Here is a 12,887-nt window from a genome sequence, read left to right as displayed (position 1 = left end):
TCGCGCAGTTGATCGGCGGTCACGCGCGCGCAGCCCGCGAGATTGCTTTTGATTCGCAAACAATCGGGCTATCCTATCTCCAGAGCCACATCACAAGGGGGCCAAGCCATGCGAGCGGTACACCTAGGACTACTGAGCTTTTTGATCGGAACGACACCGGCTCTTGCCGGTGCAGTGGAGCAATCCTTGCGTCCACAAATGAGACCCGGTTCGGGCGTCATATCAATGGCGGTCATCGTCTCAAGCGACCTGCCGGTGCGCAGTCTACGGCCGCAATTGCGACCCGAGACTGAGGGCAAGGCTGTCATCGTGCAGGCCAGTGCAAATCCCGGATTCGACAATTGGATCGCTGGCTTTCGCGGACGTGCGGTGGCGCAGGGGGTCAACGGGCAAGTGTTCGACCGGGCCTTTCGCGGTGTAACCTTCAATCCCGAGATCGTCGCCAAGGACCGTAACCAATCAGAATTCAAACGCGAGATATGGGATTATCTCGACAGCGCGGTGTCGCCGGTCCGTGTCAAAAATGGCCAGGAAGCGCTACGCCGCAACCGCCGCGCTCTGGACCGGATTGAGGCGCATTACGGCGTCGAGAAAGAGGTTGTCGCCGCTGTATGGGGCATGGAGAGCACCTATGGCGAGCGGTTGGGAGATCTGCCGCTGATACAGTCACTGGCAACGCTGGCGTATGACGGGCGGCGGGGGGCGTTTTTCGAAAAGCAACTCATCGCGGCCCTGCAGATCCTGCAATCGGGCGATGTGACGCCAGAGAACATGAAGGGATCTTGGGCCGGGGCCATGGGGCACACGCAATTTATCCCGACCTCCTATCTTGCTTATGCTGTGGATTTCACCGGTGATGGCAAACGGGACATCTGGTCAGACAACCCAACCGACGCTCTGGCCTCAACGGCGGCCTATCTCAAGCGCTTTGGCTGGACCAAGGGTCAGCCTTGGGGCGTCGAAGTGCGGTTGCCGCGTGGGTTCAGCACCGGGTCGGCTAAATCAAAACGAATGCCCTCCCAATGGGCGGCGCAGGGTGTCGTGGGGGTCGATGGTCGCGCGGTCCGGGATTATGGAGGCGCATCTATCTACCTGCCAGCGGGGCTACAAGGACCGGCCTTCATGGTCTTTGACAACTTCGGGGTCATCAAACGCTACAACAATTCCGATGCCTACGCGATGGGGGTCGGTCATTTGGCGGATCGGATTGGCGGAGGGCCCGAAGTTCAGGGGGCATGGCCGCGTGGGTATAATCCACTGTCTTTTGACGAACGGATGGAGATGCAGCGACGCCTGCAGCGCAAAGGCTTTGGGATCGAGAAGATCGACGGGATCATCGGTCCCAACACGGTCAATGCAATTCGCGCGTTTCAGCAATCGGTTGGGGCAACGCCGGACGGGCTGCCCTCACAGGAGTTGCTGGCGCTTCTCAAGCGATCGTGAGTGAGCCAACAGACCGTCGCGATGATCTGGACGGATTGATCGCCTGTCCGGAATGCGATCTGGTCTATACCGCGCCACAGGTAGCGATGCGACAGCGCGCGGTGTGCGCGCGCTGTCACACGGTGTTGATTGCCCCCCGGCGCAAGGCCGGCAAGCAACTCATCGCTCTGGCGTTGACTGTCCTAATTCTGATTGTGGCGGCAACACTCTTTCCGTTTTTGTCGATCGGCGCGGGGGGCATGCACCATGATGCGTCGATCCTTCAGGCCGCCTTTGTGTTCGAGGGGGGGCTATCGGTACTTTCCGTTGCGGTTCTGTTCTTTATCGTGCTGATACCGGCGCTGCGCCTCATTCTGCTGATTTACGTGCTCGCTCCCATCATTCGTGATCGTCCTCCCGCGCCGCTCGCACGGTCTGCGTTCCGCTTGTCGGAGTCGCTGCTGCCATGGTCCATGGCCGAGATCTTCGCCATCGGGTGCGCGGTCGCGCTGGTAAAATTGAGCGATCTGGCCGATGTGGTGTTTGGTCCGGCGGCGTGGATGTTCGCGGTGTTAGTGGTCTTGGTGGTCGCCACTGACAACCTGATGTGCCGCTATTCGATATGGGCCTCGTTGGACGAATGAGAACGGCGCGCGATATGGGCCTTGTGGGGTGTACCCGCTGCATGCGGGTGAGCCACTCAGGCACGCAGATCTGCCCGCGCTGCGGGAGTGCGTTGCAGTCCCGCGATCCGTTCTCGCTGCAAAAGGTTTGGGCGTGGTGGCTTCTCGGGCTGGGGTGTTACATCCCGGCAAATATCTATCCGATGCTGGAAACGCGCACTTTGGTCAGCACGCAGAGCGATACAATTGTGGGCGGTGCGGTAACGCTGGCGCAGCATGGCAACTGGGGCGTGGCGCTGATCATTCTTGTGGCCAGCGTGGTGATTCCCGTGGCCAAGTTCTTCGCATTGGCGGGCCTCGGCATCGGGGTCTGGCGCGGCTCGCGCCTGTCCGAGAGACAGCGGCATCTGCTCTACGAGGTGGTAGAATACATCGGGCGCTGGTCCATGATCGACGTGTTTGTGGTGGCGATCCTGTCCTCCTTGGTGCAATTGCAGGCGCTGGCGACCATCACACCGGGGCGTGCCAGCCTGTTTTTCGCTCTTTCGGTGATTTTTACGATGCTCTCGGCGCAGAGTTTTGATAGCCGGTTGATCTGGGACAGTGCCCGCAGACCTGATCGCAAAGAGGACACCCACCCGTGACGCATGACGATATGACCCCGCCTGAGGCCACTGTGAAACCGGCAGGCCGTGGCCTGTTGGAGCGGGTCTCGATAATTTGGCTGGTGCCCTTGGCGGCGCTTGTCGTCGTGCTGGGTGTGGCGTGGCAGACCTATGCAGATCGTGGTCCGATCATTGAGATCGGGTTCGACAATGCCTCCGGCGTGCGGCCCGGCACCACCGAATTGCGCTACCGTGATGTGTCCGTCGGCTTGGTAGAGGATGTGAGCTTTGCCCCCGGATTGGGCCGGGTTCTGGTCAAAGTGCGGGTGGATCAAGAGGTTGCGCCCTATATCGACACTGATGCCCAATTCTGGGTCGTGCGTCCTCAGGTCAGTGCGCGCGGCGTGACCGGATTGGGCACGGTGCTATCGGGCGTTTATATCGAAGGGCTCTGGGATGAGACGCCCGGTGAGGTGTCGGAGCGGTTCGACGGCCTGTCGGATGCGCCGCTGGAACGGGTGGGCCAGAGCGGTTTGCGCCTGACGTTGCGCGCGCAAGGCAAGGCGTCTTTGGTCGAGGGGGCACCGATTGTCTATCGCGGGATCGAGGTCGGGCGGGTCGGCAGGCCGACCATCACCGCGGACGGTTCGTCAGCACAGGCCGAGGCGTTGGTTTTTGCCCCGCATGACAGTCTGATCAACAGCGCGACGCGGTTTTGGGACACGTCCGGATTTTCCTTTTCATTGGGGCCAAGCGGCGCGCAGCTCGATTTCTCTTCGGTGGCGGCGCTTGTGTCGGGGGGCGTCACCTTCGAGACCATGATTTCCGGTGGGACACCGGCGCAATCGGGTGACGTTTATACAGTTTTCCCTGAAGAATCAGCGGCGCGCGCCAATCTCTTTGTCGGCGATGACAGCGAAGTCCTGTCGCTTTCGGCGGTCTTTGAGGAGAATATCGCCGGACTCAGCGTCGATGCACCGGTTGAATTCAATGGCTTACGCATTGGGCAGGTGAGTGCGCTCAACGGTCTAGTCGATAATGAACGGTTCGGCGATGGACGGGTTCGGCTCTTGGTCACTCTGGCGATCCGGCCCGGGCGGCTGGGGCTGGAAGGCGGGGCAGGGCGTGAGGCGGCGCTTGAATTTCTGCGTGAGAGTGTGGCTTTGGGGCTGCGGGCACGCTTGGCCTCTGCCTCGCTTCTGACCGGTGGGCTCAAGGTCGAATTGGTCGAAATTGCCAATCCGCAACCTGACGAGATCGAAGAATTCGGTGAGGATGGCCTGTTCATTCCCACCACCGAGAGTGATATTGCAGACGTCTCGGCCACCGCCACAGGCGTATTCGAGCGGATCAACGCCCTGCCTGTGGAAGAGGTGATGTCCGAAGTCATCACCTTGATGCAAAACGCAAATGCGCTGATTTCCAGCTCTGATATCCGCGCCGTTCCGGGCAATGTCAACGCGCTCTTGGATGAGACGCGGGGCGTGGTCGGCGCGCCAGAGGTGCAAGGCTTGCCGGGGCGGCTGGACGCGGTCTTGACGGAAATGGAGACACTGGTTGCTCAGATCGCGCAAGAAGCCTTGGCCGCCAAGTTGAGCGCGGCGCTCAGTGATGCCTCTGCGGCCTCGCAGGGTGTCAGTGATGCGGTGAGTGGTGTGCCGGACCTTGTGGCGCGAATGGATGCCGTGGCGCGCAAGGCGGAAACGGTTGAAATTGACGCCATGGCGGCAGAGTTGACCGCGCTCATTCGGTCGGCTGAGGCGTTGTTGGCCGGGGATGGTGCGCAGGCTTTGCCCGACACGTTGAACGCAACACTTGAAGAATTACGTAATGTTTTGGCACAGTTACGAGAAGGCGGGGTGGTCGAGAACGCAACCGCCGCCCTTGGGTCAGCCCGCGATGCGGCGGATACCTTTGCCGAAGCCGGGCGGGATCTGCCGGGGTTGATTGCCGAGGCGGAAGCGGTCTTGGCGCAGGCGCGGGGGACTTTGGCGGGATATGCGGCTGAGAACGGGGTGGGCCGGGATGCGCGGGCGGCGCTGCGCGAGGTTGAACGGGCAGCCCGAGCCGTGTCATCCTTGGCCCGAACGATTGAACGCAATCCGAACTCTTTGCTGTTAGGACGTTGATTACCATGAAAAAAATATCCGCTTTCGTCGTGCTGACTGCCCTCATCGGCTGCACCTCTGTCCCCGAGCAACGGCTGACTGTGCCGCGTGCGGCGATTGAGACCAAGCAGCGGATTGCCTTTGGGTCGGTCGCGCTGCGCGAGGTGTCATTGCCGGGTTATGCGGCGGGGGAGCAGATCTATCTCTCTGATTCCATGGGAGTTTTAAGCACGCAGCCGGGTTTGTTATGGGCGGATGATCCGGGGCGGGCGATCACGCTGGAGCTAAGCCGGCATCTTGCGCAGCTGACCGGGGCGCAGGTGGCGGCTGAACCTTGGCCGTTTGGTGAGGTCCCAGAGGCGCAGGTCGAGGTGCGGATTGAAGAGATGTTGGCACAAAATGTTGGTGTTTTCCGGTTGGCGGGCCAATATTTTGTGTCATCTGAGAGCGGACGTGCGCGAGCGCGGCTGTTTGATCTGAGCGTTCCAGTGGCCACGGGAGAGGATGCAAGCGTTGCGGCGATTGCCGCCGCACGCGGTCAGGCGGTGCGGGATCTCGCGGTCGAGATTGCGCGGAACGGGTTGCGGTAGGGGTACACCCGGTACATTTTGGCCCCCGGTTATGTACGCAAGTTCAAGACGGTGTGGATGCCTATGGGGTGAAGGCGGTGCTTGCCCCTGATCAGGTGCCATCGCGCTTGGGTCACAGCTTCGGTCAAGAGAGGGTATCCCTCACCGGGCGGCAAATTCTCTGGAAGTTTCTTTGAGACTCTCCATACATGAAAAAGGCGCGGCGATGTCTCGCCGCGCCTCTCGCGTTTTGGTCGACCGGTCCGGTCAGACCAGATCGAAGCGGTCCGCGTTCATCACCTTGGTCCATGCGGCGACGAAATCGCGCACGAATTTTTCGGGGGCATCGTCCTGTGCATAGATCTCGGCATAGGCGCGCAGGATGGAGTTGGAGCCGAACACCAGATCGACGCGGGTGGCGGTATGTTTCACCGCGCCCGATTTGCGATCCACGATGTTGTAGGTGCCATCGCCATTCGGGTCCCACTTGAAGCCCATGTCGGTGAGCGTGGTGAAGAAGTCGGTCGTCAGTGCGCCCACCTTGTCGGTAAAGACGCCATGCATCGTGCCAGCGTGGTTGGTGCCCAGCACCCGCATGCCGCCGATGAGGCAGGTCATTTCATGCGCGCTGAGGCCCATGAGCTGTGCCCGGTCGAGCAGCATTTCCTCGGGGGTGACGATGTAATCCTTCTTGAGCCAGTTGCGGAAGCCATCGGCCAGCGGTTCCAGCACCTCGAAGGAGTCCCCGTCGGTCATGTCCTCGGTGGCGTCGCCGCGACCGGGGGCAAAGGGCACGTCTATAGCGAAACCTGCGGCTTTGGCCGCCTGTTCGATCCCGAGATTACCGGCCAGAACGATGACATCCGCGACGCTCGCCCCGGTTTCTGCTGCGATCGGTTCGAGCGCTGCCAGAACCCGCGCCAGACGGGCAGGCTCGTTGCCCTCCCAATCCTTTTGTGGGGCAAGGCGGATGCGCGCGCCATTGGCCCCGCCGCGCAGGTCAGAGCCGCGGAAGGTGCGGGCGCTGTCCCAAGCGGTGGCGACCATCTCCGACAGGCTCAGACCGCTTGCGGCAATCTTGGCCTTGACGGCGGCGACATCATAGCCGGTCGACCCCGCCGGGATCGGGTCTTGCCAGATCAGATCCTCTTGGGGCACGTCCGGGCCGATGTAGCGGGCCTTGGGGCCGAGATCGCGGTGGGTCAGCTTGAACCATGCGCGGGCAAAGCAATCCTCGAAATAGGCTTGATCCGCCATGAACTTTTCACAGATGGCGCGATAGGTCGGGTCCATCTTCATCGCCATGTCGGCATCGGTCATCATCGGCATGACGCGCTTGGAGGTGTCGGTTGCGTCAACCGGCATATCCTCTTCTTTGATGCCGATGGGCTGCCACTGTTGCGCGCCTGCCGGGGATCTGGTGAGTTCCCAGTCATAGCCGAACAGCAGTTTGAAATAGCCCATGTCCCACTTGGTCGGATGGGTGGTCCACGCGCCCTCGATGCCAGAGGTGACGGCATTGGTGGCCTTGCCGCCGAGGTTGGGATTGACCCAGCCAAAGCCTTGGGTTTCGAGATCGGCGGCTTCGGGTGCATCGCCCAGAGTCTCGGCATCGCCATTGCCATGCGCCTTGCCGACGGTATGACCGCCGCAGGTCAAAGCCGCGGTTTCCTCGTCGTTCATGGCCATGCGGGCAAAGGTTTCACGGACCTGTCCGGCGGTGGCCAGCGGATCGGGTTTGCTGTTCACGCCCTCGGGGTTCACATAGATCAGACCCATCTGCACGGCGGCGAGGGGGTTTTCCATGGTGGCCGGATTCTCGACGTTCTCATAGCGGCTGTCACTAGGGGCCAGCCATTCCTTTTCCGCGCCCCAATAGGTGTCTTTCTCGGGGTGCCAGATATCTTCGCGGCCAAAGGAGAAGCCAAAGGTTTTGAGGCCCATGGATTCATAGGCCATGTTGCCTGCGAGCAGGATCAGGTCAGCCCAGCTCAGCTTGTTGCCGTATTTCTTTTTGACTGGCCAGAGGATGCGGCGGGCCTTGTCGAGATTGCCGTTGTCGGGCCAGCTGTTGAGCGGGGCAAAGCGGATGTTGCCATGGCCACCGCCGCCGCGCCCATCGGCCAGACGGTAGGAGCCCGCGGAATGCCATGCGAGACGGATCATCAAGCCGCCGTAATGGCCCCAATCGGCCGGCCACCAGTCCTGACTGTCGGTCATCAGCGCCTTGACGTCGGCCTTGACCGCCTCGAAGTCGAGGGTCTTGACCTCTTCGGCATAGTTGAAATCCGCCCCGAGGGGATTGGTTTTGTGGTCGTGCTGGTGCAGGATATCGAGGTTCAGGGCCTTGGGCCACCAATCCATGACGCTGGTGCCTGTTTCTGTCACGCTGCCATGCATGACCGGGCATTTGCCAATGTTGTTGCCGTCCATTTTCGTCTCCTACTTGAATGTTGTCTTCGGTGAGGTCGCCCAGAGTCGTCGCGATGGATGCGACTGATTCCTTGGGCGTGCGCGGTATCCTTGATGCGTTTACCAGAAGCGTTCAATAATTAATAATTGGTTTTACTAAACGTATTCATAGCCTGGGGTTATGGGTTTCGATCCCGCCGATAGCGAAATACGCCGGTGCCCGTGGCGATGAGCGCCCCGGTTTCATCCCGCACGGTGCCTTGGGCAAAATAGGTGGATTTGCCGCCGCCCGTGCGCCGTGCCTCGGCGATCAGCCGTGTTCCGGTGGCCTGCCCCAGATAATTGACCGTCAGCGACAGGGTGAGCGCCATCTGCTGCTGCTCCGGGTCGCCGGTGTAGCACCCGGCAAAACCCATGGCGGTATCGAGCATGGTGGCGTGGATGCCGCCATGGGGCAGACCCTGACGGTTCATCAGGTAGGGCTCCAGCGGCAGTTCCAGCCGGGCAAAGTCTTTGGACCAGGCAATGAGGCGATAGCCGAGATGGGTCTGCAGCGCCGAGGGCGGTTCGAGGAGGTTTGGGTCGATGTCCTGGGTCATGTCTTGTCCTTGGTCGCGATAAGGCCCGCGCGGGCGAAGTCGGGCACATACTCCCCGAGGCGCAGGCCGCGTGCGGGGTCAGAGGCATTGCCATCCAGCGCACGTTTCTTGACGCCTTGCAGGATGGCCGCCATGCGGAAATAGCTGAAGGCGAGGTAGAAATGGAACCCCTCGATCGGGGCAATCCCGCGCCGTTCGCAATAGCGGGCGATAAACTCCGCATCTGACCAGAGACCAAGTGCTGCGCGGTCCACACCCGCAAGGCCGCGTCCCTCTGCGGTGGCGGGCATCGACCATTGCATGATCACGGCGGCAAGGTCGGCGTAGGGGTGGCCGAGGGTGGAAAGCTCCCAGTCGAGCACGGCGACGCAGGCGGTGCCATGGGATTCAAAGAGCAGATTGTCGAGCCGGTAGTCGCCATGCACCAGCGTGCGTTGCCCGTCATCGTCAGGAATATGCGCATCGAGCCACGCCATGAGCGTGGTCATGTCAGGCAGATCATCGGTGGCGGTGGCGGTATATTGCGCGCACCAGCGATCCACCTGACGGCGATAGTAACTGCCGGAGGGGCCATAGTCCGTGAGGCCGGTTTGCACGAGGTCAATGTCATGGATGGCGGCCAGAACGCGGTTCATCTCGTCGATTATGGCGTGGCGTTCGGGCGGGGTGAGGCCGGGCATCGCGGGGGCGTCAAAGGTGCGGCCCTTGACCTCGTCCATGATGTAAAAGGGCGTGCCGATGACACGCTCATCCTCGCACAAAAGGTGCATCCGGGCGACCGGGACCGCCGTATTCTCAAGCGCGCGCTGCACGCGGAATTCGCGCTCGACCGCATGGGCGGATTTCAAGAGCACGCCGGGCGGTTTGCGGCGCAGGACGTAACTGCGCGTGGGGGTTGTCAGGCGGTAGGTGGGGTTGGATTGCCCGCCGCTGAATTTCTGCGCCTCCGCCGGGCCATGGAACCCCGGCAGATGATCGCCGAGCCATGCGGCGACGGCTTCAGTGTCGAGCGCGCTCATACCCCGTCCCCGCGCAGGTCGGGGTGGATGTAATCGGCGAATTGCTCGCGTAGTGTCAGTTTCGAGACTTTGCCGGTGGCGGTCAGCGGCAGCGCCTCGACCCAGAGCAGATCGTCGGGCAATTGCCATTTGGCGAAATGGGTTTCCATATGGGCGCAGATCTCTGACAGTGCGGGGCGGTCCGGCCCTGCGGCCACGGCCACCAAGACGGGGCGTTCGTCCCATTTCGGATGCGGCACGGCGATTACGGCGCAGGCGACGATGCCGGGATGCGACAGGGCGGCGTTTTCCAGATCAATCGAGCTGATCCATTCGCCACCCGATTTCACCAGATCCTTGGATCTGTCGCGGATCGTGAGCCGCCCCGCGGGGCCGACCGAGGCGACATCGCCCGTGCCAAACCAACCCTCGCTATCCATAGCGGCGCGGGTGGCCTCTGGGTTCTCGAAATAACCACTGATGACGGTATTGCCGCGAATGAATAGCTCGCCCGCCGCCTGTCCGTCATGGGGCAGGCGCTGGCCCGCGTCATCGACGATCTTGTACTCCACCCCAAAGAGGCGACGCCCGGCACAGCATTTGGCGGCGATGCGGTCCGCCATCGGCGCCGCTTGCAGCGCCGGGGACAGGACGCCATAAGCGCCGATGGGGCTGGTTTCGGTCATACCCCAAGCCTGCGAGACCACGACGCCGCGCGTCTCATAAGCCTCGATCATCACGCGCGGCATGGCAGAGCCACCGACCACCAGATCGGCAAAGCCAGCGGGGATGCGCCCCTGTGCCTTGATTTCCGCCAGCAGCCCCGCCCAGACCGTCGGCACGCCCCAGGCGGAATAAACCCCCTCCGCGTCCATCAGACTAAAGAGACTGGCCCCGTCGAGATGCGGTCCCGGCATCACCAGCGTCATGCCGGTGAGTGGGGCGACATAGGGCAGCCCCCAGGCATTGACGTGAAAGAGCGGCACCACAGGCAGCACGCGGCCCCCAGCGCGAAAGCTGGAGGTTTGGCAGAGCGGCACTTGCAGCGCATGCAAGAGCGTGGAGCGGTGGGTATAAAGCGCGCCCTTGGGGTTGCCGGTCGTGCCGGAGGTGTAGCAGAGACCGGCGGCGGTCTCCTCAGCGAAGGTCGGCCAGTCAAACTCGGGCGGCTGCGCCGCCAGCAAATCCTCGTAGCAGAGCGCATCAAAGGCGCAGTCGGGCATACGCGCACGGTCGGTCAGGATCACAAAGCGCAGGTCCGGCGGCAGATCGGGCAAGAGCGCCTCGATCAGCGGCACGAAGGTGAGATCGAGGAACAAAAACCGGTCGCCCGCATGTCCGATTATATAGAGCAATTGCTCGCGCGACAGGCGCGGGTTGAGGGTATGGCACACCGCGCCGATGCCCGAAATCCCGTAATAAAGTTCGAAATGCCGGTGGCCGTTCCACGCCAGCGTGCCGATCCGGTCGCCCGGTTCCAGTCCAAGTGCCGTGAGCGCCTGCGCCAGTTGTGCCGCCCGCGCCAGCGTTTGCGGATAGCTCTGGCGGTGGAGATCACCCTCGACCCGCGCCGACACGATGCCCTCGGTGGCATGCGCCTCGGCGGCGTGCAACAGGATGTCTATGATCCTGAGCGGCCGATGCATCATCTGGCCCTGCATGGTGGTTCCCTCCCTCGTGCCTCCGCCGCGACGGTGGCATGAAAGCGGAGGGGGATCAATCGGCCGGAGGGGGCCTTGACTTGTTGCGAATAGTTCTCATATTCATTCTCATGTCACATCACATCACAGCCTTTCCGTCTCTGACCCGCCGCCGCGCGCTTGGCCTTGCGCTGGGTGCGGCAGTCCTTGCCTCGCGCCCTGCAGTCGCCCAAACCGCCCCGCTGGAGGTGGTCGCCACCACCGGCATGATCGCTGACGCCGCGCGGGTCGTGGGTGGCGACCGCGTGCAGGTGCGCGCCCTGATGGGGCCGGGGATTGATCCGCATTCCTACCGCCAGACCCGCAGCGATATTGCCGCCCTCGCCCGCGCTGATCTGGTGCTCTGGCATGGCCTCTATCTTGAGGCGCAGATGGAGGAGTTTTTGCTGAAACTTGCCGCGCGCTCGCCCGTTGTCCCGGTGGGCGAGGCGGTGCCCGACGCCGCGCGCATCGCGCATGAGGATTACGAGGGCCGCTATGATCCGCATGTCTGGATGGTGCCGGAGTTGTGGGCCTCTGTTGTGGACCGCATCGCCGAGACGCTGAGCGCCGAACGGCCCGAGGATGCGGACCTCTTTGTCAGCAATGCCGCGCGCTACAAAGAAGATTTGGCGCGGCTGGGCCGCTATGCCACGGGTGTTCTGGACACGGTGGCCGAGCCTGAGCGCGTGCTGGTCACGGCGCATGATGCCTTTGGCTATTTTGGCCGGGCGTACGGCTACCGCGTCGAGGGTATTCAGGGATTGTCCACGGAATCCGAGGCCGGTCTGGCGCGCATCCGTGATCTGGTTGATCTGTTGGTCAGTCGTCAGATCAGGGCGGTGTTTGTCGAGAGCACCGTGTCAGATCGCAATATCCGTGCCCTGATCGAAGGGGCGGCGGCGCAGGGCCATGAGGTGATCGTTGGCGGCGAGCTTTTCTCGGATGCGATGGGCGCACCCGGCACCTATGAGGGCAGCTATCTGGGCATGATCGACCATAATGTGACCACCATCGCCACTGCCTTGGGTGGCACCGCTCCGGGGCGCGGGATGGATGGAAAACTGGCGGCAGGGGGATGAGCATGGCACTGGAACTGGTTAGCAAAGCCACCGCGCCAGACACCGACAGCCCGCTGTCGATCCGGGGGCTGACGGTCTCTTATGGTGAAAAGCCGGCGGTTTTTTCCGTCGATGTCAGTTTTCGCCCCGGTCAGATGACCGCCATCGTTGGCCCCAATGGCGCGGGCAAATCGACGCTGCTCAAGGCCGCACTCGGGATCATCCGGCCCCTGTCGGGGCAGATCACAAGCTATGGTCGTGCGCTGCACGAGCAGCGCGCGCGGATTGCCTATGTGCCACAGCGCGCCAGTGTGGATTGGGATTTTCCGGCCCGCGTGCTTGATGTGGTGATGATGGGTCTCACCCGTGAACTGGGTCTCTTGGGCCGGGTGCGGGCCAGCCACCGTGCCCGCGCCACGGCCTGTCTTGACCGGGTCGGGATGGCAGGTTTTGCCCATCGCCAGATCGGGCAGCTCTCGGGCGGGCAGCAACAGCGGGTGTTTCTGGCGCGGGCCTTGGCGCAGGAGGCGGATCTCTATCTGCTGGACGAGCCCTTTGCTGGCGTCGACGCCGCCACGGAAAAGGCGATCATCGCGGTGTTGCACGGGTTGCGCGCCGAGGGCAAGACAGTGATCGCCGTGCATCACGATCTGGCCACGGTGGCCGAATATTTCGACCGCGTGTTTCTCATCAACACCACCGCCATTGCCGAAGGTCCGGTGGCCGAGGTGTTCACCCCCGCGCATTTGCAAACCGCCTATGGCGGGCGGCTGGCGTTGGCGCAGATGGGTGGGGCGGCGGCGGGTTGAGC

The 12,887-nt window shown here is 62.5% G+C and carries 11 protein-coding genes; 7 read left to right on the top strand and 4 right to left on the bottom strand.

Translation table 11 applies throughout. The features are described 5' to 3' along the window. The first annotated feature begins 225 nt into the window (after positions 1–225). Genes ACSSVY_RS08585 through ACSSVY_RS08565 form a run of 5 tightly spaced genes read left to right on the top strand, consistent with a single transcriptional unit; the run spans position 226 to position 5,348 of the window. Entirely contained in the window at positions 226–1,443 is a 1,218-nt protein-coding gene (locus ACSSVY_RS08585; RefSeq protein ID WP_454269074.1) for a lytic murein transglycosylase, read from the top strand. Next, on the top strand, positions 1,440–2,066 hold the full coding sequence (locus ACSSVY_RS08580; RefSeq protein ID WP_454269072.1) for a paraquat-inducible protein A: 627 nt from the start codon (positions 1,440–1,442) through the stop codon (positions 2,064–2,066). The genes ACSSVY_RS08585 and ACSSVY_RS08580 overlap by 4 nt, the downstream gene beginning before the upstream one ends. Beyond that, positions 2,063–2,689 carry a paraquat-inducible protein A gene (locus ACSSVY_RS08575; RefSeq protein ID WP_009815885.1) on the top strand — a complete coding sequence of 209 codons (627 nt, stop codon included), beginning with the start codon at positions 2,063–2,065 and terminating at the stop codon, positions 2,687–2,689. Before ACSSVY_RS08580 ends, ACSSVY_RS08575 begins: the two co-directional genes overlap by 4 nt. Further along, positions 2,686–4,779: a PqiB family protein gene (locus tag ACSSVY_RS08570; protein WP_454269069.1), complete on the top strand. Its 2,094-nt coding sequence runs from the start codon at positions 2,686–2,688 to the stop codon at positions 4,777–4,779. The genes ACSSVY_RS08575 and ACSSVY_RS08570 overlap by 4 nt, the downstream gene beginning before the upstream one ends. 5 nt (positions 4,780–4,784) lie before the next feature. After that, positions 4,785–5,348, top strand: coding sequence for a PqiC family protein (locus ACSSVY_RS08565; protein ID WP_454269067.1), 564 nt, complete (start codon positions 4,785–4,787; stop codon positions 5,346–5,348). A gap of 246 nt (positions 5,349–5,594) precedes the next feature. On the opposite strand, the gene katG is transcribed toward ACSSVY_RS08565, so the two are convergent. The 4 genes from katG to ACSSVY_RS08545 all read right to left on the bottom strand — a co-directional run bounded on the left by katG (position 5,595) and on the right by ACSSVY_RS08545 (position 10,997). Further along, positions 5,595–7,760, bottom strand: coding sequence for a catalase/peroxidase HPI (katG, locus tag ACSSVY_RS08560; protein ID WP_454269065.1), 2,166 nt, complete (start codon positions 7,758–7,760; stop codon positions 5,595–5,597). Positions 7,761–7,918: 158 nt separating this feature from the next. Next, positions 7,919–8,338, bottom strand: a complete 420-nt coding sequence (locus ACSSVY_RS08555) for a PaaI family thioesterase (RefSeq protein WP_454269064.1) — start codon at positions 8,336–8,338, stop codon at positions 7,919–7,921. Continuing rightward, positions 8,335–9,357: a phosphotransferase family protein gene (locus ACSSVY_RS08550; protein WP_454269062.1), complete on the bottom strand. Its 1,023-nt coding sequence runs from the start codon at positions 9,355–9,357 to the stop codon at positions 8,335–8,337. The genes ACSSVY_RS08555 and ACSSVY_RS08550 overlap by 4 nt, the downstream gene beginning before the upstream one ends. Further along, entirely contained in the window at positions 9,354–10,997 is a 1,644-nt protein-coding gene (locus ACSSVY_RS08545) for a long-chain fatty acid--CoA ligase (RefSeq protein WP_454269060.1), read from the bottom strand. Before ACSSVY_RS08545 ends, ACSSVY_RS08550 begins: the two co-directional genes overlap by 4 nt. Before the next feature lie 110 nt (positions 10,998–11,107). Here ACSSVY_RS08545 and ACSSVY_RS08540 point away from each other — a divergent pair, with 110 nt between their 5' ends. Continuing rightward, on the top strand, positions 11,108–12,097 hold the full coding sequence (locus tag ACSSVY_RS08540) for a metal ABC transporter solute-binding protein, Zn/Mn family (RefSeq protein WP_454269058.1): 990 nt from the start codon (positions 11,108–11,110) through the stop codon (positions 12,095–12,097). After that, positions 12,094–12,885, top strand: a complete 792-nt coding sequence (locus tag ACSSVY_RS08535; protein WP_454269056.1) for a metal ABC transporter ATP-binding protein — start codon at positions 12,094–12,096, stop codon at positions 12,883–12,885. The genes ACSSVY_RS08540 and ACSSVY_RS08535 overlap by 4 nt, the downstream gene beginning before the upstream one ends. The last annotated feature ends 2 nt before the right edge of the window (positions 12,886–12,887 follow it).

This window comes from Roseovarius sp. MBR-51 (assembly GCF_053628575.1).
This window is presented reverse-complemented; position numbering and strand designations above follow the sequence as displayed.